Origin of the sequence: Candidatus Electronema sp. TJ (genome assembly GCF_048287355.1) — a bacterium.
Taxonomy (GTDB): Bacteria; Desulfobacterota; Desulfobulbia; order Desulfobulbales; family Desulfobulbaceae; genus Electronema.
On the sequence record NZ_JBLWEP010000028.1, the window covers coordinates 1 to 19,899 of the forward strand.

Consider the following 19,899-nt stretch of genomic DNA (forward strand, 5'->3'; position numbering starts at 1 on the left):
ATCGGGGCGATGCAAACGCGTTTTCAGCTGCCGCTGCGGGCGTTCAGCCGGAGCCAGCCGGTTCCGCAGCGCAATCCGCTGCGGCCTGCCGAAAAACGCAGTGAATTTTCTTGCCTCACTCCACGGTCACGCTTTTGGCCAGATTGTGCGGCTGATCCACGTCGCATCCCCGGCGGCAGGCGATCTCATAGGCTAAAAGCTGGGCCGGGATGGTGTAAAATCCCTGTCAGAGAGAATTAGTTGGGCAGGACGAGGGGAAAGAGACGAATCTGAGTTGGAGTCGATGGGCCAACCCGTCTTTTATGCTCCTTTTTAATTGATCTCGCTGAAAAGCGATACTGACTGGCTGTCCGCCCAGTTTTTCAACTCGTTATATAAATTTGTTCCCTTGAAATCATCAAAGCGATAAGCAACCCGAAATGCTTCACCGATTCGATTGTCAGCTATTGTTTTTTTGCCTTTTTTCAATTTTGAAGTAACATAAAGCGCAAAGATTTTTTGAAAATCATGTCCGTTGCATAAATTTAAGACATCCAAAACTCCTTCTATTTTTAGACATACCTGTTCCTGTATGATTTCACCTTTCCTGTTTGGTGAACTATTGATTATTTCAGCTAAACAAGCACTGTCATTGAGTTTAAATATTTTTTCATCGTAAAAATTGCCAAAAGAAAATCCTTTGAAATTGAGTTCTAATTTACATGAATCATTCAGCCATCTTATTCCGCTAATAAATTTAAGTGACAGAAGAAGCTTTTCCCGCACCGCGACAGGCTCTTTTTCTCCTGTTAAAAATTCAGCGGCAACCTGTTTGTAAGCATTTTCACACGAGACAAGCATCATTTCTGCATCGTGAAAATCTGTCAGAAAGATATGTTCTGCATCTTTTTCCTGGCCATCTAAATGCAGAAAATCAGCGTCTCTTATTCCGATAATACGCCTTGTTTCTTTCAACAGCTCTGAAACTATTTTTAGCAAACCTGTCAATCCACTATACGAAATTTCAATCTCGACATGCTTTTTGTTGAACAGCTTTGAATATAGTTTTTGATCTGTTTCACCTTCTACGACAACCCATACCTTCTGTCTTTTTAAAGGATGACTCAACTGGAGGCGTATAGAGGTTATCACATCATCTTCATTAAGACAATCTTGCACACTCATCTTGAAATATCCCCAAGGTCAACAACCAAGTCCCAGTTACTTCCGATGATTTGAGGAGAATGAGTGGCTGTGATAACCGCTATTTTTTGAACTTCTATTATTTTCAGCAGATCATTGAGTGCTTCCTTCTGCCAAGCAACATGAAGAGATATCTCAGGCTCATCTATCAACACTAAAGTATTTGGCTTGACTTTAAAAAGAAGCTCATATAATAAAACAACCTCCTGTTGCTCTCCTGAAGATAAATCGGTTAAGGAAAGTTCTTTTCCTCCTTCAGTTGTAAACCTAAAGCCGAAATCTGGAGAAATCTCAAGTTGCTTAAAGACAAACTGCCTTTCATTTAAAACCGTTGAAAATATTTCAAGTTTTTTTAATATTTCGTCAAATATTTCAAGTTTTTTTCTGTATCATTAAGATAGACAAGCAAAGCTTTTGCATTCTCCTCTCTGAAAGAGGTTTGACTGTCCTCTTTTGTAGCAGAAAGGCCGTACTTGCTTAAAGATCCCTGTTTCTCCTTTATAATATTATATCTACGATCAAATTCTTTTCCACTGACATGTTCTGTTTCATCAAATAAACGTCTTGGAAAACTGCTGTCAAGCTCTTGTCCTATTTTAGAGGAATTCGCAAGAATATCTTTCAGCTCTTTGGATAATTCAAGCGCATATGCTTCGATTGTATTGCTAAAGCTTTCCCTCGTTTCGTCCTCGTAGTAATAAGGAGAATCTCTTCTTCTATTTACTTGTGCTTTCCTGATGAGACGTTGTTCCCTTATAAGATAGACATCAATAAAATCTGGCAATTGCTTTTTAAACTTAAGATATCTTTCTTGAATCAAATGGTCAGATTCTAGCAGTAGATTAGCTATAGACTCTGCAGTGTAATAATCCCCTGTCCTGCTGTTGATCCATTGAGTTTCATCAATTTGTCTATATGGAGACCTTTCTATGAATCGCCTTATATCTTTTATTACCTCGCTCTTCTTGTGACGAAAAGACTTGTTGTCAATTTTTGTTTCGATTGTATCTTCATCTATTTTTAATAAACTTATTTCTTTTTCATCCTGAGTTAAAAATATTTTATCGAATGGCAATTGAAAGAAAAAAAACAGATTTTTAACAGAAAATGCATAGATAATCTTCAAGATGGTTGTTTTGCCGTATCCATTAGGGCCAGTTAAAATTGTTATTCCTTCTTTTTTGAGATCAATTTCATAGTTAAACCTATTAAACAACCCTTCAACTTTAATTTTATTCAACATTTTTCTCTCCATTTTTAATAGGTCATCAATAAATCCTGCGCCAATAATTAAACTCGGCTGACAAGATCAGCATAACGTTTTCTCGCCTCAAAAGCTAAAAACGCCCGACATTCTTCCCTTCTGTATCTAACAGAAGGCCGCTGATCATGTCAACCGGCGAAACTCACTCCACCGTCACACTCTTGGCCAGATTGCGCGGCTGATCCACATCGCATCCCCGGCGGCAGGCGATCTCATAGGCTAAAAGCTGGGCCGGAATGGTGTAGAGCAGCGGATTCAGCTCCTCGTGCACCTTGGGCAGATAGAGCACATCGTTAGTCAGGGCTGCAAGGTGCGTGTCGCCCTCGCTGCCGATCAGCAGCAGGCGGCCTTGCCGGGCTTTGATCTCCTCAACATTGGAGATACTCTTCTGATAGACTCCGTCCTGCGGCACAATCGCCATCACTGGCATGTCTTTGTCAATCAGGGCAATCGGGCCATGCTTCAGCTCGCCAGCAGCGTAGCCTTCGGCGTGGATGTAGGAAATTTCCTTCAGTTTGAGCGCGCCTTCCAAGGCGATGGGGAAATTCAGGCCGCGTCCGACAAAGAGAAAGTCCCGCGCATCGTAATACCGCTCCAGCAGGGCCTGAATCTGCTGCTGCACCGCAGGCAGCACAGCGTTGATCACCGGCGGCAGGGCGATGAGCGCCGCCCCCAGCTCTTTGATTTTCTCCGGCGAAGCGATGCCGCGCACTTTAGCCAGATGCAGCGTGAGCAGGAAGAGAGCGGAGAGCTGACAGGTGAAGGCTTTGGTCGAAGCCACGCCGATTTCTGGCCCGGCGTGCGTGTAGATGATGCCGTCCGCCTCGCGGGTCATGGTCGAGCCAACCACATTGCAGATGGTCAGAACTTTGGAGCCGAGCGAAGCCGCCCGCCGCGTTCCGGCCAAGGTGTCAGCGGTCTCACCTGACTGAGAAATGGCCACGGTCAGGACGCGCTCGTTGAGCAGCAGTTTGCGGTAGCGGAATTCCGAGGCAATATCGACATCAACAGGAACGCCTGCCCATTGCTCCAGCCAGTATTTGGCGACCAGAGCCGCGTGCCAAGACGTGCCGCAGGCGACCAAGGCGATGCGCTCGATCTTGCGCAGATCGTCGTCGCTGAGACCGATCTCCGGCAGGTTGACGCTGCCGCTTTCCGGGTCGATCCTGCCGCTGATGGTGTTGAGGATGGCCTGCGGCTGCTCGAAGATCTCTTTGAGCATGAAATGGCGATAGCCGCCTTTCTCAGACATGGCTGCATTCCAGTCAATGATGCGCACGTCCTTCTCAATCTGCTTGCCGCTCTCAATGCTGATGATGGAATACGCGCCCTTGTCGAGCACCGCCAGCTCGTGGTCATCTAAAAAGATCACCTTGCGGGTGTAGGGCAGCAGGGCCGGGATGTCGGAAGCGATATGGCAGGCATCGTCGCTCAAACCCATGACGAGCGGGCTTTGGTTGCGGGCCGCCACCAAACGGCCTGGCTCTTTAGCCCAAATCACGCCAAGCGCATAGGAGCCTTCTACCCGCGCCAAAGCCTTACGCACCGCCGCGACCAAGTCATTCTCCAGATATTTCTCTATCAGATGCGCCAGCACCTCGGTGTCGGTCTGCGAGGAGAAGACATGTCCCTCAGCCAGCAGCTCTTGCTTCAAGCTGCCGTAGTTTTCGATGATGCCATTGTGGACAACCACCAGCTCACCTGTGCAGTCGGTGTGCGGATGGGCGTTGATTTCGGTCGGCGCACCGTGCGTTGCCCAGCGGGTGTGGCCAAGACCGGTGTGCGCGTTCAAGCCGATCTGCTCATCCACCGCCTTTTCCAAGTTGATCAGTTTGCCTGCCGCCCGGAAGCGTGTCAGCCTGCCATCTGTCTGGCAGACCAGACCGGCGGAGTCATACCCCCGATACTCCAGACGGCGCAATCCATCCAGCAGCACTGGAATCACTTTCCTGCTTCCTGTGTAGCCGACTATTCCGCACATGATTGACCTCTCTGCAATATAATCCGTGTTGTCTGCGCCGGGACTCGCTTTTGCCCGGCAGTTGCGGGAATGGTAGCATATATCTCTTGTGAAAAACACTGAAAAGTGGTTATGCTTCAGCCGCCGGACAAACCGGTTTCCGCAGCGTTCAAGCGGCGGAATGACAGCTCCTGCGGTTTTTTTACGAATCTTCTGCGGAAAAGGACAGATGATCACTCTGCTTGATTACGGCGCGGGCAATGTGCGCTCAGTGATAAACGCGCTGGAGCGGCTGGGCGAAAGCGTGACCCAAGTCAGCTCGCCAGCGGACATTGACCGGGCGGAACGGCTGGTTTTTCCCGGTGTGGGCAATTTCGGGGCGATGATGCGCAGCCTGCGCGCACAGGGATTGACAGAGCCGCTGCTGCGTCATCTGCATAGCGGCAAGCCTTTCTTCGGCATCTGCATTGCTCTGCAAGCCCTCTTTGAGTCGAGCGAGGAGGCTTCGGAGGAAGCGGGACTCGGCTTCCTGCCGGGCCGGGTGCGCCGCTTTCAAACTGAACTGCCGGTGCCGCACATCGGCTGGAACGGCATCCGGGCTGCGCAGCCTTCCCGTCTTTTTCACGGCCTGAGCGGACAGGAGAAGTTCTATTTCGTCCATTCGTATCATGTCGAGCCGGAGAGCAGTGCCGACGTGCTGACCTATACCGACTACGGCTGCGAGTTTGTCAGCGCAATTCAGCGCGGCAACGTTGTCGCCACGCAGTTCCACCCGGAAAAAAGCGGCAAGGCAGGCCTGAAGCTGCTGGAGAATTTCCTCAGCGCAACAAAAGAGGAAATCACTTTGTGCGCCTGTCCGCAGCCGACCAAGCTCGCGGCCCGAATCATCGCCTGCTTGGATGTGCGCTCGAACGAGCAGGGCGATCTGGTTGTCACCAAGGGCGATCAGTACGACGTGCGCGAGCAGGGCCAAGTGCGCAATCTCGGCAAGCCGGTCGCCTTGGCGCAGGATTATTATGAGCAGGGCGCGGACGAGATCACCTTCCTCAACATCACTGCCTTCCGGGCTTTCCCGCTGGAGGACATGCCGATGCTGGACGTGCTGCGCGAGACTTCAAAACAGGTCTTCGTGCCTCTGACCATCGGCGGCGGCATCCGCGATTTCACCGATCAGAACGGGAAATATCACTCCGCCTTGGACGTGGCTTCAGAGTATTTCCGCTCCGGCGCGGACAAGGTTTCGATCGGCTCGGATGCGGTGCTGATTGTTGAGCAGGTTTTGGCGGCGGGAAAAAGCTGCGGTCTCAGCTCCATCGAGCAGATTGCGCGGGTTTATGGCAGTCAGGCGGTGGTGATTTCCGTGGATCCGCGCCGGGTGTACGTGCGCTCTCCAGAGGAGACGAAGCATCCGGTTATTGAGACAGCCTTTCCCGGCCCGAATGGAGAGAAATACTGCTGGTATCAGTGCACGGTCAAAGGAGGGAGGGAGGGCCGCGATTTGGACGCGATAACCTTAGCCAAGGTCTGCGGGCAGCTTGGGGCGGGAGAAATCCTGCTCAACTGCATTGACCGCGACGGCACCAACGCGGGCTTTGATCTGGAGCTGGTGCGGGCAGTGAAGCAGGCGGTGCGGATTCCGGTCATCGCTTCCAGCGGCGCAGGCTGCGCCGATCATTTCTTGGAGGTCTTCCAGCAGACCGGCGCAGATGCGGCCTTGGCCGCCGGCATCTTTCACCGCAAGGAAGTGCCGGTCAGCGCGGTCAAGGATCACCTGCGCGGGAAAATCGAGGTTCGGGAGGGCTGACCGGCTCAGGTGCCGCCGCCGAACTGTCCTCGTTGAAAATGGTGCAGCAGTTCTTGCCGAGGTCTTTGCTCTGATAGAGGGCGCGGTCGGCCTTTTTCATGATCTCTGTGAGATCATTGCCATGATCGGGGAAACAGGCGATGCCGCAGCTCACGGTGATATGCACGGTATGCCCCTCATAGACCAAGGGTACGTCCTCAATCCGGCGGCGCAGACGCTCTGCCACCATCCAAGCATCTTTGCAGGAGGTTTCGGGCAGAAAGGCGACGAACTCGTCGCCGCCGAAGCGGGCCAGCATGTCTTCCTCGCGCAGTCCTGAGCGCATGGTCTCAGAGATGAAGACAATCAGCATCGTGCCCGCATGGTGGCCGAACATGTCGTTGACCGCTTTGAGGCTGTCTGCGTCAATCATCAAGACAGAGAACTTGCCCGATCTGGTCAGCGTGCGCTGGTACTCGCGCTGCATGAAGATGAGGAGCATCTTCATGTTCCAAAGGCCGGTGAGCTGGTCGGTGCGCGAGAGCTGACGGATTTTCTCCTTCGTCACCTCCGCTTCTTCCGAGACCTGCGAGACCGCCCAGGCCAGCAGCCAGATCAAAGAGAGCCGGATCAGCGGCCCGGAGAGGTACTCTGTGTCCACCTTGAGGGAGGAAAGGCTGCCGGAAAAAGCGTTGCGGTCAGCGGCAGCCAGCAGCAGCATGCAGACTGTGACTGCGCCTGCCTGCTGATAGGCGGTCTTTGGGCCGAGCATCGCCCCGGTCAGCATGATGCAGAGAAAAAAGAGGGACTGAAAGGGGCTGGAGAGAAAGCCGGTCTGCCAGATCAGGACAGCGGTGAAAAGCAGCATGGCCCAAGTGTTCAGGGCGAGATGCCACGGTTCGCGGTGATGCCGCCGCCAAGCAAAGCGGGCGGCCACTGCGAAGAGGCCGAAGGCGACCACTGCGCTGTTCAGCACCCGCAGATCGAACGCCTGCGCACAGGGCAGCCGTGTGCTGAAGAAGGTCAGGCCCAGCAGGAGGAACTGGATGCGCGACAGCATCTTCTGGTGCGCGGCCCGCTCCTCGCGGTCAATCTCCTTGTGCTCGTCAATGGGTATCTGGCCGACCCGCTGCCCGCTCAGAAGAGAGTATATCGGCGAGCTTTTCTCGTAGGAAGACATGCTTGCCGTCCCTGTTTTGAAAAACAGGTCTTTCCCGGACAGTGCGGACTTTTCTTCGGTGTCGGGCGATGCTTCAGTCATGCCTTTGCGTGCCGGTTCCTGATCGGTTGAACGTATCGCATTTTCCACAGTGATAACGTTGAAAAATATCATGCCCGCCCGGTAAACACAAGCCCTATTGTCGGCTGCTCTCCTTTCCGGCTCCGCAAGGCGCTGAGCCGGAAAGCAAAAAAAAGGGCTTGTCAGGCCTGATGACAATATTTATTATGCTCAAGCAGGCGGAGGCCGCAGGCTTCCAACAGTACGAAAACAAGACATGACGGCGGAAGAATGATTTTTCATTGTCTCTTTGGCCGAAGACAGCGGCAGCACGGCCAAGCCGCTGAGGAAGACGTGCGGCCCCTTTCCCAATGCTGCTGCGGCTGCCGGGTGAAAGTCTGCCGGATCAGCGGCGATCGCAGTGTCTGCGGCAGAATGGCCAGCTTGGGCGTGCTGCCCGGCGCGGTGCTGGAGCTGCTCTGTCCGGCACGAGGACGAGGGCGGCGACAGTGCATGGTCAAAATCAACGGCTGCACCCTCAGCTTAGACGAGCTGGCAGCGGACAGCATTTTTGTTCGGTCGCTCTGAACGGAGCGGCTTCTCTGCTTTTTTTCTCAAGCTTCACGTCTTGTATGGAAAACCTGTTGACTTCTTTTGTGTTCGCATTTAAAGTTAGGCGCAACAAAAAAAATCAGGCTAGGGAAACAATGCTGCTTTTAGGGAACAGTATCTGCTGATGAAAAAACAATCGCCGGATTCTCAAGACAGACTCAGCGCCAGCCAGGAAGATTATCTGGAGGCGATCTATCACATCTCCGTCGAGAAGATGGCGGCCAGAGCCAAGGACATCGCCGAGTACTTGGACGTGCGGGCCTCCTCGGTCACTGGTGCGCTGCGGCTGCTCGGCAAGATGGGGCTGGTCAATTACGCCCCTTATGATCTGATCACTCTGACCGAACAGGGCTGCGCCGCCGCCGAGGAGATTGTTCGGCGGCATAAAGCATTAAAGAATTTTTTCGTCAAGGTGCTGGGCATAGATATTGAGGAAGCGGACGAGGCTGCCTGCAAGATGGAGCATTCCGTCTCTAAAAATATTGTCGGGCGGCTGGTGAAGTATTCGGAATACATAGAGCAATGCCCCGGAGGAGGGATTGCTTGGGAAGGGGAGTTCGGCGGTTATTGCAAGAAACACTGTGTCGGAACAGCCTGCCGTCTTGCTCCGGGCGGACAACGGCAGACTGAGCAAGAGTAGGGGCGAAAAATTTTTCACCCCTACACCGCACACCTAATTTTTTTTCAGGAGAAGATGCGATGCAAACTGTGGCGGTGATTCTGATCGTCCTGCTAGCCTGCGTTCTTGTCGGCAGGAAGCTCTTCAGCGCGTTCCGCGCAGGCAGCTCCTGTGGCGGCTGCTCCGGCTGCACCAGCGGCAGTTGTGCCGCGCCGAAAGCCAAAGAGGAAGTGCCATGAATTTGCGCAAGATGAAAGTCAATCAGTCTGGGGTGATTACTGCTGTCAAAATCAACGGTCCGCTGGGACAGCGGCTCAGGGAAATGGGACTGATGCCCGGTGCAAAGCTGACGGTTACGGGCCGCGCTCCGTTGTATGATCCGGTCATGCTTCGCCTTGCCGGCCAGACACTGACTTTGCGGAACAACGAGGCTGATTATATTGACGTGCTGCTTGAAGCGGAGGCATCATGACGTTGCTGCATGTCGCCCTCGCCGGCAACCCCAACGCTGGCAAGACCACCCTTTTCAACCGCCTCACCGGGGCGCGGCAGCATGTGGGCAATTATCCCGGCGTGACCGTGGAGAAGAAGGAAGGTTCGCTGCTTCAAGCCGGACAGGACATTCGTGTAGTGGATCTGCCCGGAACCTACTCCCTCACCGCCTATTCAGTTGAAGAGCTTGTGGCCCGTGATTATCTGGTCAATGAGCAGCCTGACGTGGTGGTCAATATCGTGGATGCGGTCAATCTGGAGCGCAACCTCTATCTGACCTGCCAGTTTCTGGAGCTGGGCGTGCCCTTGGTCATCGCCCTGAATATGGTGGACGCAGCAGAGAAGCGGGGCATCCACATTGACGCGCAGGGGCTGAGCAGACTGCTCGGCACGCCGGTGCTGCCTGTTGTCGCCCGCAGCGGCCAAGGTGTGGCCGAGCTGCTCGATGCGGTGATTGCGGTCAGCCAGAAAAAGAGCTGCTCGCCGACCCTGCTCCGCTACGGCTCAGACATAGATCAAGCCCTGCGCGATGTTGTCCCTCTGATTGAGGCAAGCGGTCTGCTGACCGATATTTATCCGCCTCGCTGGACTGCTCTCAAAATCATTGAGAGCGACGAACAGGTAGTCAGCCGGGTGATGCGAGCTGACGCAGAGCTGGGCCGTCAGCTGATCAGCCGCAGCGAGAATCTGAGCAAACATCTGCGCAACACCATTGATGCCTACCCAGAGGCAGTGATCGCCGACCACCGCTACGGCTTCATCAAGTCCATCATCCGCCAAGGCGTGGTGACGCGGGCCTTTGACGAAGACCGGCTCTACGCTTCGGACAAGATCGACAAGGTCGTCACCCACCGGCTGCTGGGGCCGCTGCTGATGGCCGCCATCCTCTTTGGCCTCTACAGCTTCACCTTCGGCCTGTCCGGCTTCTTTGTCGAATGTTTAGATGGTGTTTTTGAGGCTCTCGGTGTGCTGGCGGATTCCTCCCTGCCGGACGGTCCGCTGAAATCCATGCTCGTCGCCGGGGTGATTGACGGCGCAGGCGGGGTGCTGGGTTTTGTGCCGATCATCATGTTCATGTTTTTTGGCATCGCCGTGCTCGAGGATTCCGGCTACCTTGCCCGCGTGGCCTTCATGATGGACCGGATTTTCCACCTTTTCGGCCTGCACGGCTCCTCGGTCATGCCCTTCATCGTCTCCGGCGGCATCGCGGGCGGCTGCGCCGTGCCGGGCGTGTTCGCGGCCCGCACCCTGCGCTCGCCCAAGGAGCGGATGGCCACCCTGCTCACTGTCCCCTTCATGAACTGCGGGGCCAAGCTGCCGGTGCTGACCCTGATCATCGGGGCCTTTTTCGCCGACCATCAGGCCTTATACATGTTCGCGGCCACTGTGGCGAGCTGGACTCTGGCCCTGCTGGCAGCAAAATTCCTCCGCCTGACCGTGCTGAAGGGCGAGTCCACGCCCTTTGTCATGGAGCTGCCGCCCTACCGCTTCCCAACCCTCCGGGGCCTGCTCACGCATACATGGGAGCGGACGTGGCAGTACATCAAAAAGGCAGGCACAGTCATTCTCGGCATTTCCATCCTGCTCTGGGCGATGATGACCTACCCCGGCCTGCCAACGGAGGATGCGGAAAAATTTGAGGCCCGGCGGACAGCGGCAGCTGAGTCGACGGAATTGGCCGAACAGATTGACCGCGAAGAGGCGGAAGCCAAGCTGCGGCATTCCGTCGCTGGGCGGCTCGGCATGGCTTTGCAGCCGCTCAGTCAATGGGCTGGCTTTGACTGGCGGGCCAACATCGCCTTGGTCGGCGGTTTTGCGGCCAAAGAAGTGATTGTCTCCACCCTTGGCACTGCCTATTCCCTCGGCGAGACCAACCCAGAAGAGGCGGCCCCGCTCAAGGAGCGGCTGAAAGCCGACCCGCGCTGGACTCCGGCGGCGGCGTTAGCCTTTCTCGCCTTCATCATGTGCTACGCGCCCTGCTTTGTCACCGCCGTGGCCATCGCCAAGGAAAGCGGCTCGTGGAAATGGGCGGCATTCTCCATCGCCTTCAACACGCTGATCGCTTACAGCTTGGCTGTGCTGATCTTCCAAGCCGGAAAGCTGATGGCATGAAAACGGCAGGGACAGGAATCTGCCCCTGCCGTTCTGAGCGAATCAATCTGCAACGGTCTGAGCAGCGGCACAGATAAGTCAACAACAAGAGTTGCAGCAAGGAGCAGTCAGGCTGCAACGAAGTGCAGCTAAGCAAAGAAAGAGTTCTGCTCGGCTGCCAAGAAAGTTGGCTCGGCCAGAAAGGAGTCCGGCTTGGCCAAACTTCTTTCTGGCTGAGCCGCAAAGGAGTCTGGCCGACTCCAGCTCCTTTCTTAGTCGGCTAAACTTCTTTGCGGCTCAGCCAACCTTCTTTGCGGCTTACTGGAATTCCTTTGCTGCTCGGCCAACATCCTCTTCTGCCGAGCGCAAGTTCTTGCCAAGTCGGCGGGATTCTTTTCTTGCCAAGCCGAACTGCTTTGCAAACGGGCAAGAAAGGAGAAGAAAGCGGTTCGATCTCCACTGTGCAACCTGTTGACATCTGCAAGAGGTCTAATAGAGCCATCACCGACTGGCAGCAGCCGAACTGGTTCTGTCCGGCTGCCGGAGAGCGCGTCACGGCTCGTAGATGAAATGCTGTTCCGGCCTGTCCTGATAGGGAGCGGGCAGATATGGCTTGTCATAGGTGATGTCGCCGTCGCAGAATGGGGCGCAGCCCTCGCTGCGGCTGCTCTCGACGCTGACTTTGCTGTCCGCCGTGCCGTCCGGCTTCGTCACCACCGAGATGTTGATCCGGGTTTCGCCTGTGCTGGACACTGGTATTGCCTCGACCACATCAATTACCCGTTCCGCTTTGCAGCTGACTGCGCCTCTGCGGTCAATCGTGACGCAGGAGATGCGCTTGCTGCCGGGCTGGTCAAATGTGAAGATGGCATCCGTCCACCGCAGGCTGTTGAACCAGCCGGAGCTAAAGGTCCGCGCATCTTCCGCCCGGCATTCGACCTTGACTTGATCGCCGTCAGGATCGCTGCCCGGCAGGACAGGAATGTGCACAGGCACCTTCAGTTTGATCTCGGCAGGTTTGGAGCTGATTCTGGGTTCAAATGGTGGACGGTTCCGCTCTTTGACCAAGATGGGGCGGCTGACTTGCGGGCTGGTGCAGCAGCTGTCAAGAGTGACGCAGGAAATTCTCTTTTTGCCGGGCGAATCAAAGCGGAATGGCACCTTGACGATGTCGCCGGTGCGGATCCAACCCGACTCGTAGGGCCTGCTGCGCGGTCTATCAGAATCCTCGGCCATGCAGCGCAGGCGCACCATGCTGCCGTTGCGGCACAAGCCTGCGGTTACGGCGATGCTGACCGGCTCGTCCAGCCATGCGCTGCTTGGCCAGCTGTCAATGCGCGGACGGCCAACGCCGCCGCCTTCATTTGAGTAGTCAGGATAGTCAGACCGATATGTCTCATACTCTCTTGGCTTCTCGTCATCATATCCATCAATCTTCAGCGGGCCGACCCACGCATGACCATAACTGTTGGAAATGCAGGCGTAATAGCTCTGCGCCTTGCCGCCTTCAGTGCGCACGGTCAGCGTGATGCTGCGGCTGCCGGAAGAGACTGTGCCGGAGGCGGCATCTCCGCCTCTCCAGCTGCCGGTTCTAATGCTGATGCGGCTTTCCGGATACATGGGCATCCGGTCCTGCCTGCGGACGTTGAACACGATATCCGGCCCATTGACTTCTGCTGACATTTCCAAAATGGAACCCCATGTGCCGCCGCCCTCCCTGACAATGCCGCCGCCGTCGTCAGTGCCGTATCCGGCTGCCGCACTGCTGGCAGTGCAAAAAATCAAAAGAAAGATGAATGAGAACAGGCCGCGTTCCGCTCTGGCCGTTGTGCTGCGGGAAAAAATGATCATGACCGGCCTCCATTGAAAAGAAGAATCTGCTGCCTTCCGGCGCGGAAGGTGGAATATCCTGAGCGTATTATACCCGCAGCAGGGCGGGGCGCATAGCTTTTCTTGCCGCAGGAGGCGGCTGGCGATGAGCATTTTGATTGCGGCGGCGACAGAAATTGAACTGAGGGCGTTTGACAGCGCAGGCGGGCCGGAGCAGGTGCTAAGGTTGCTCACCGGCATCGGGCCGGTGGAGACTGCCCATGCCCTGACCGCCATGCTCTGCCGTAACGCCGGGCGGCAGATCAGCGCGGTGATCAACTTCGGCATTGCCGGTGCCTTCCCTGACAGCAGCGCGGCCTTGCTGGACATCTGTCTGGCCGAGCAGGAGATTTTGGGCGATCTCGGCCTTTGCTTGCCGGAGCGGATCGAACGCTTGGCCGAGCGGGGTTTGACGGTGAAAGACAGCTTTGTCTTGGATGACGGGCTGCGCAGGGCAGCAGCGCAGACACTGCGGCAGGCGGGCCTTGCCTGCAAAACTGGCACGTTCGTCACCGTGAGCTGCGCCAGCGGCACCGCCGAGCGTGCGCAGCGGTTGGGCCGTCAGTTTCAGGGGCTGTGCGAAAATATGGAAGGTGCGGCGGCGGCGCGGGTCTGCGAGGCGTTTCATCTGCCTTGCGTGGAGCTGCGCTGCGTCAGCAACATCGCCGGAGAACGTGACCGGCGGCGGTGGCGGCTGCATGAGGCTTGCCTGAGGGCTGGCCAAGCCGCCGCCCTTGCCGCCGCTGCGCTGAAGGAAAGGCTGCCCCATCCTTCAGCTCTGCAAGAGCAAAAGCTGATCAGCCGTTTTTGATCACCAAGGTGGTGCCGGGCTGAAGCTGGTGACCGTTCAGGCGGTTCCAATTTTTGATGTCTCCAGCAGAGACCTCCAGCTTTTTGGAAATGGACCAGAGGGAGTCGCCGCTGCGCACCTTGTAATAGCTGACTGGCTGTTCGGCGGATGCAGCCTTCCGTTTGCCGCTGCTGGACAGGACGATCAGCCCGGAAGTCTTCTCTTTCGGTGTTGCTGCGGTCAGCTCCGCGCCGGGCTTCTTTTTTACGGCGGAGGCGGTCAGTGCAACAGCACCTTCATCGGCGGGCGCGATGGCAGTGATCTGCGCCGCCTCAGACAACTGGATGGTCAGCGACTGCCCAGTTTTCACCTTGCCTGCATGAGCAATTTTGTTCCACTTCATGAGATCCGCCACAGAAACGCTGTACTTCTTGCCAATATCGGACAAGGTCTCACCCTTGCCCAGCTTGTGCATAACCTTTGCAGCAGCAGACGGCTCAGCCTGAGGCGCAGGCGCGGCTGCGGTCAGCAAGACCGATTGTTGCACGGCAGCTGCGGCGACAGGAATGCGCAGGCTCTGGCCGACTTTCAGCTCCGCCGAACGCAGGCTGTTGACCTTGAGCAGGGCGGTCAGACTGACATCATACTTCTTGCTGAGCTGGCCGAGGGTTTCGTTTTTGGCAACTTTATGGCTGATGTAGTCTGAGGTGGGAGATTCGGCGGCCACTGCCACAACCTGCGCCTTGGGCAGATTCGCAGCCACCAGCGCACTGCGGCCTGCGGGCACTTTGAGCAGCCAGCCGCCCTTGGCATCCTCCGGCACCTGATCTGTGAGCAGATCCTTGTTCAGCTTTCGCAGCTGCTCCACGCTCAGGGAGCCGCTGGCGGCCACGGTTTTCAGGCTGGTGCCGGAAGGCACCCGCACCAGCTCATGCCGGGAAGGTTTTTTGTAATTGATCTGCCGGAAACCGTACTGGGCAGGATTGCGGGCAATGAGCACAGCGGCGATCATCTGCGGCACATACCGCTTGGTCTCCAGCCGCAGGCAGTCATGACTGGCCAGTTCCCAGAAATTTTTCGCGCTGTAGCGTTTCAAACCCCGCGCCACCGCGCCTTCGCCTGCGTTATAGGCAGCCACAGCCAGATGCCAGTCGCCAAATTGTCTGTATAAGGCCTTCAAATACGCGGCGGCGGCTTTGGTTGATTTTTCAGGATCACGGCGCTCATCTGCCCAAGAATCCACCCGCAGGCCAAAATTGCGGCCTGTGCTGGGAACAAACTGCCAGAGACCGGAGGCATGAGAGGGCGAATAGGCGACAGGATCGAAGCCGGATTCAATCATAGCCAGATACGCCAGCTCCACAGGCAGCCCCGCTTTCTCCAGCTCGGCGGTGATGAAGGACATGTACAAGGCAGAACGCTCCAGCCAGCGGCTGAAGTGTTTCCGCTGTTTGCCTTGGTAGAGGTCAAGATAGAACTGCACCTGCCGGTTGACAAGGACAGGAAAATCGCAGGCAGCGCGTTTTGCGGCGTTCTTGACCGACTCTGGCTGGGCGGCGGTTTCAGCGGGCTGGGGCAGCGGGCCGCTGACCAAAGGCGGCTCCGGCCTGTTCGGGGCTTCAATGATGCCGGTTTGAGGCGCTTGCCCCGTCGTGGCGGCAATCTGGCACTGGCCCTGCTGGGCAGCAGCTTGCCTGCCATCCACGTTTTCGATCGTCCATGAGCCTGTCTTCTCCAACGCCTCAAGTTCTTCTTTCAGTTCCTCTGGGGATTCAGCCAGTGTCGGCCCCGACTCGCTCGCCTCATCCTCTTCTGCCGCAGGATCCTGCTGGCTCGGCGTGGCGGCATTCAGCCGGGAGATCATCTGCCGCTGCCGCTCCTCCTTCTCGAAATAGCGTTCAACAATCAGCCTCAGCTGTTCAGATTCATCATCGGTGCCTATGCGGCGGTCGTTGCCGCCGTAGCTGCCGCCTGCGCCGCTGACCGTGGAACAGCCCGCAGGCAGGGCGAGCGGAACAAGCAGCATGATGTACGAGACGACTTTCTTGGTTTTCTTCATAGACAGAAGCTCCGATGTGCGGAATGAGGATATCTTTGAATTATTATGTTTTTTTGCACAGAGAACTGTTCCGGCGCAGACAGCGTAGAAATCATCTTGGTTCTTGTACCATAAAATAAATGCGTTTTACAAGGAAAAACATGTCGTTGTTCAACAAAATGACAAAACCGCAGATTTTCACCCCATATTTCAAAGCTTTCCAGCACAGCGTGCGGGCCATGTCCGCAGCTGATTCTGCTGGACAGCCAGATGGACAAAGAATATCATGAGGGCGTGTTGGCGTTTTTCTTCAGGGTTCCGCCTTATCTCATTCTGATTCCCGCCAGTCAAGCATTATGCGTCGGTGCTGCGGTTTTCTTTACAAAATTTTCTTTTTCCTGACAGTGATCGTCCTGCTGGCCACTGCTGGCGCACTGGGCTGGGTATGGTGGCTGGTGGTCAAAGTGCCCTGTCCGGAAACCGCTCCGGAACGGATTGCCTCTATCTTGGGCAAGGAAAGCCAAGTCTATTACCGGGACGGTCAGGAAAAAATCGGTGTTTTGTTTGAGGACATTCACCGCCAGTATGTCTCCTACGAACAGCTCCCGAAACATTTCATCAACGCCTTGATCGCGGCAGAGGACGATCAATTTTTTCATCATTACGGCATTGACCTGCCTGGCATTGCCAAATCAGCTCTTATTAATTTTCAAGCGGGCCGCATTGTCCGGGGCGGCAGCACTATTACCCAGCAGACCGCCAAGAATCTCTTCAAACGTCCAGAGCGCAGCTACAAAGCTAAGCTCAAGGAGATGCTCTACGCCCTGCGTCTGGAATACCGTTATTCCAAGGAAAAAATTCTTGAATTTTACAGCAATCAGTTCTATGTCAGCGGCAACGGACACGGTCTGGGCGTGGCGGCCCGCTATTATTTTGACAAAGAGCCTGTGGAGCTGAGCCTATTGGAGGCAGCCTTTATAGCCGGCTCAGTCAAACGGCCCAATTATTACAATCCCTTCATCAAACAGGACAGGCAGGCCGCGCAGGAGGCCCGCCACAACGCCCGAGAACGGACTGATTATGTGCTGAGCAGGATGCTCAGGCTGGGCATGATCAGCCAAAAGGAGCATGACGCAGCCTGCAAAAGCGTTATCCCATTCAAGCGCGGTCGAACCAGCTTTGACCTCAACACTGTGATGGACATGGTGCAAGACGGCTTGTCCGCCAAAGCGATGACCGATCTGCTGGCTGCGCACGGCATTGACAATGTCGCCACTGCCGGAGTGCGGATCATCAGCACTGTGGATCGCGCCTTGCAGGAAGAGACGCTGCACAGCCTTCGGCGCGAGCTGTCCCGTCTGGACGTGCAGTTGCGCGGCTACAATCGCGAGGAGGTGCAGCAGGAATGCCGGGAGGCGGCAAAAGAAGGTGAGGAGGAGGATCTGCACGAGAAAGATTTTGTCTTCGGCACGATCAGGGAGATCAATCTGAGCAGCCCGGAGCAGCCCACGCTCTCGGTCGATCTGGGCGGCAAACGGCCCTCCGGTCTGATCGACCGCCTAGGATTGGAGCATCTGTTGGAGGCACTGGCCCGCAACCAAAGGCAGAATGCTCAGGCCAAATATAGCAAGAAGGACATCGCTGAACTGTTGTCTCGGCTCAAAACAGGCGACTGTGTGCATGTCAGCGTGCGGGAGCTGGATGCCTTTGAGGGCATCGCCTTGCTGGAGCTGGAGCGCTGGCCCAAACTCCAAGGGGCGGCAGTGGCACTGGAGCAGGGATCGGTGCGCGCCGTGACCGGCGGCATGGAAAACCGTTTCTTCAACAGAGCGGCTGATGCGAAGCGGCTGATGGGATCGACCATGAAGCCGTTTCTCTACGCCGCCGCATTCCAGCTCGGCTGGAGTCCGCTGGATCACCTCGACAACCGGCGCAATGTTTTTATCTTCAGAGGGCAGGCTTACTTCCCGCGCCCGGATCATAAGCCGGAATCCAGCCAAGTCTCTATCAACTGGGCCGGAGTCAAGTCGGAGAACTTGGCTTCGGTCTGGCTGCTTTATCATCTCGCCGACAAACTGACCCCTGCCGGACTGCTGGAAACCGCCGCCGCTGTGGACATGATTCCCCGGACTAACGAAAGCTATCAGCAATTCAGCGCAAGAATGCGCAGCCAGTTTGGTCTGAATGTCACACCGGAAGAGCTGGACCGGGCCGCCTATGAGGAGGCGGTGCGGCGGGCGGGTGAGATATTCCTCTTTGAAGGCCGGGCAGGCGAGCTGCGCCGCTGGCAGGAGCTGCCGCACGGCCTGCATTTTGATAAGTTCCGGGCGCAGATTCATACAAACCTGAACAATCCCAAGCTCGACAAAGAGGAACGGGCGGAATGCAAGAAGCAGCTTGCTGTCTTGGGCATGAACTATCTTGGCCTGAGACGGACGCGGCAGGGCTTGGAACAGTACCGCAGATATCTGGAGCAGCTGCCCGCGCCAGCCGTGCAGGTGCCGAATTTCTTTGGCCAGAGCTGGAGCGAGCCGGAGCCAGAAGACGAGTCCCGTCCGCCCGGCAGACTGTCCCTGAATCAGCAGGGCAAACTGGTCTTCACACTGCGTGCCAGTCTGCCGGAAAGCTGGGTGCCTGCGGACACTGCCGAACTACGCCGCCGCTTGGCCTTCATGTCTCCGGCGGAGCGAGAGACGCTCTGGGATAACATCCTGATTGAAGGCGCGGTCAGCGCAGGCGCGGCGGACATAATCGGACGGCTGGCTGAAGAGGAGCGGAACGCGATGACTGCCCTGCCGCCCTATTCTCTGGAAGTGCTGGTCAAGTTCAGAGACTACCGGGTCATGCTCGGCCTGCAATATTTAATCCGGCTGGCCCGCGAGGCCGGAGTGGGCAGCAGGCTGGAGCCGGTGCTTTCCTTCCCGCTTGGCTCCAATGTCATCTCTCTGCTGGAAAGCACACGTATTTACGAGACCTTGGTCACAGGCCGCCGCTGGAGCGCACAGATAGCCGACCACGCAGCGGACGAGACGGATGAGGAGCGGCGCAGACTGAACGGTCTGGCTTTGATCGAGCGAATCGAGCGGGCTGACGGCACGGTGCTTTACGCCCGTCAAGCGGCGGCAACGCCGGTTCTGGATCAGAAAAGCAGCAATGAGATCGCCAGCATTTTGGAAAATGTGGTGCGCTGGGGCACCGGACGGCACGCATGGGAGCAGGTCCGCCTGCCCGGCTTGAGCCAAGAGAAAAAAAAGGGGCCTGCCCTGCCCCTGATGGGCAAGACTGGCACGGCCAACGACTTCCGCAACGCCGCCTTCATCGGCTTCGTGCCGTCTGCCCCTGACATTGACAGTGCGGCCCTGCTCTCCTCGACTGGGACTGCGGTGGGAGTCTATGTCGGCTTTGACAGCAACGAACCGATGAAGCACGGCTCGTTCCGAGTCAGCGGCTCCCAAGGTGCGCTGCCAATCTGGAGCAAAATTGCCGGAGCAGTGCTTCAGCTGGAAGGAACAGCCGACCGTCTGGCTCCTGAAGCCTTGGCCGCTGAGCGGATCAAACTGCACTATCCGGAGAGCGGCCAGCTCTTCATGCCGGTAGATGAGAAAGGCGGCGGCAGGATGCGCAGGGGCACAGACGGCATCAAAACCGATCTCCCGCCGGATGAGAGCGCAGCACTCTGTCACGGCCTGCCGGGCGAACACGGCGGTTTTGAACCGGAACGCCGTTTTCTGCCCTTCTGGCTCAATCAAAACAGAAAAACGGCGACATCTCCGGTCGTGGAACCGGCTGCTGCGGAGTAAGGTTGCGCACCTTATGAGACCTCTTGCATAAGTCGAGCCAGTCAGTGCGCCCTGTGTGAATGAAAATCTTTCGCCCGGCCCAGTTGCGGCTCAGGCAAGAGCGTTTGAAGAATATTATGGCTGGCTTGTCCGTCGCAACGGCCTGTTCACCGTTTGAATCGTCCCAAACTCAATTTAAAT

Annotated in this window: 15 protein-coding genes; 8 read left to right on the forward strand and 7 right to left on the reverse strand. The window is 56.2% G+C overall.

Annotated features, from left to right (window positions below):
• Positions 1–312: 312 nt before the first annotated feature.
• The 4 genes from ACNKID_RS03595 to glmS all read right to left on the reverse strand — a co-directional run bounded on the left by ACNKID_RS03595 (position 313) and on the right by glmS (position 4,427).
• On the reverse strand, positions 313–1,164 hold the full coding sequence (locus tag ACNKID_RS03595) for a DUF4435 domain-containing protein (protein ID WP_417912069.1): 852 nt from the start codon (positions 1,162–1,164) through the stop codon (positions 313–315).
• Complete coding sequence (locus ACNKID_RS03600; protein ID WP_417912083.1) at positions 1,161–1,553, reverse strand: AAA family ATPase; 393 nt, start codon at positions 1,551–1,553, stop codon at positions 1,161–1,163. Before ACNKID_RS03600 ends, ACNKID_RS03595 begins: the two co-directional genes overlap by 4 nt.
• The gene (locus tag ACNKID_RS03605; RefSeq protein ID WP_417912070.1) at positions 1,535–2,425 is read right to left on the reverse strand and encodes an AAA family ATPase; all 891 of its coding nucleotides are present in this window, start codon (positions 2,423–2,425) and stop codon (positions 1,535–1,537) included. Before ACNKID_RS03605 ends, ACNKID_RS03600 begins: the two co-directional genes overlap by 19 nt.
• Positions 2,426–2,588: 163 nt before the next feature.
• Positions 2,589–4,427, reverse strand: a complete 1,839-nt coding sequence (glmS, locus tag ACNKID_RS03610) for a glutamine--fructose-6-phosphate transaminase (isomerizing) (RefSeq protein WP_417912071.1) — start codon at positions 4,425–4,427, stop codon at positions 2,589–2,591.
• A 208-nt stretch (positions 4,428–4,635) separates the two neighbouring features.
• Between glmS and hisF the strand changes: the two genes are divergently transcribed.
• Positions 4,636–6,210 (forward strand): imidazole glycerol phosphate synthase subunit HisF, encoded by a 1,575-nt coding sequence (gene hisF, locus ACNKID_RS03615; protein ID WP_417912072.1) that lies wholly within the window; start codon positions 4,636–4,638, stop codon positions 6,208–6,210.
• Here the strand turns inward: hisF and ACNKID_RS03620 are convergent.
• A complete protein-coding gene (locus ACNKID_RS03620) occupies positions 6,167–7,369 on the reverse strand; it encodes a GGDEF domain-containing protein (protein ID WP_417912073.1) in 1,203 nt (400 codons plus the stop codon). The two genes, hisF and ACNKID_RS03620, sit on opposite strands and share 44 nt — an antisense overlap.
• A 330-nt stretch (positions 7,370–7,699) precedes the next feature.
• On the opposite strand from ACNKID_RS03620, the gene ACNKID_RS03625 reads away from it, so the two are divergent.
• The 5 genes from ACNKID_RS03625 (at position 7,700) to feoB (ending at position 11,243) form a co-directional block, all read left to right on the forward strand.
• Positions 7,700–7,996 (forward strand): FeoA family protein, encoded by a 297-nt coding sequence (locus ACNKID_RS03625; protein ID WP_417912074.1) that lies wholly within the window; start codon positions 7,700–7,702, stop codon positions 7,994–7,996.
• Between the two features lie 148 nt (positions 7,997–8,144).
• The gene (locus tag ACNKID_RS03630; protein ID WP_417912075.1) at positions 8,145–8,660 is read left to right on the forward strand and encodes a metal-dependent transcriptional regulator; all 516 of its coding nucleotides are present in this window, start codon (positions 8,145–8,147) and stop codon (positions 8,658–8,660) included.
• A gap of 59 nt (positions 8,661–8,719) precedes the next feature.
• Positions 8,720–8,878, forward strand: a complete 159-nt coding sequence (locus ACNKID_RS03635) for a FeoB-associated Cys-rich membrane protein (protein ID WP_417912076.1) — start codon at positions 8,720–8,722, stop codon at positions 8,876–8,878.
• On the forward strand, positions 8,875–9,111 hold the full coding sequence (locus ACNKID_RS03640) for a FeoA family protein (protein ID WP_417912077.1): 237 nt from the start codon (positions 8,875–8,877) through the stop codon (positions 9,109–9,111). The genes ACNKID_RS03635 and ACNKID_RS03640 overlap by 4 nt, the downstream gene beginning before the upstream one ends.
• The gene (gene feoB, locus ACNKID_RS03645; protein ID WP_417912078.1) at positions 9,108–11,243 is read left to right on the forward strand and encodes a ferrous iron transport protein B; all 2,136 of its coding nucleotides are present in this window, start codon (positions 9,108–9,110) and stop codon (positions 11,241–11,243) included. The genes ACNKID_RS03640 and feoB overlap by 4 nt, the downstream gene beginning before the upstream one ends.
• Before the next feature lie 531 nt (positions 11,244–11,774).
• Here the strand turns inward: feoB and ACNKID_RS03650 are convergent.
• A complete protein-coding gene (locus ACNKID_RS03650) occupies positions 11,775–13,073 on the reverse strand; it encodes a hypothetical protein (RefSeq protein WP_417912079.1) in 1,299 nt (432 codons plus the stop codon).
• A 124-nt stretch (positions 13,074–13,197) separates the two neighbouring features.
• Between ACNKID_RS03650 and mqnB the strand changes: the two genes are divergently transcribed.
• A complete protein-coding gene (gene mqnB, locus ACNKID_RS03655) occupies positions 13,198–13,902 on the forward strand; it encodes a futalosine hydrolase (RefSeq protein WP_417912080.1) in 705 nt (234 codons plus the stop codon).
• Here mqnB and ACNKID_RS03660 read toward each other — a convergent pair.
• Positions 13,889–15,940, reverse strand: coding sequence for a LysM peptidoglycan-binding domain-containing protein (locus ACNKID_RS03660; protein ID WP_417912081.1), 2,052 nt, complete (start codon positions 15,938–15,940; stop codon positions 13,889–13,891). The two genes, mqnB and ACNKID_RS03660, sit on opposite strands and share 14 nt — an antisense overlap.
• A gap of 335 nt (positions 15,941–16,275) precedes the next feature.
• On the opposite strand from ACNKID_RS03660, the gene ACNKID_RS03665 reads away from it, so the two are divergent.
• Positions 16,276–19,719 (forward strand): transglycosylase domain-containing protein, encoded by a 3,444-nt coding sequence (locus tag ACNKID_RS03665; protein ID WP_417912082.1) that lies wholly within the window; start codon positions 16,276–16,278, stop codon positions 19,717–19,719.
• Positions 19,720–19,899 lie beyond the last annotated feature (180 nt).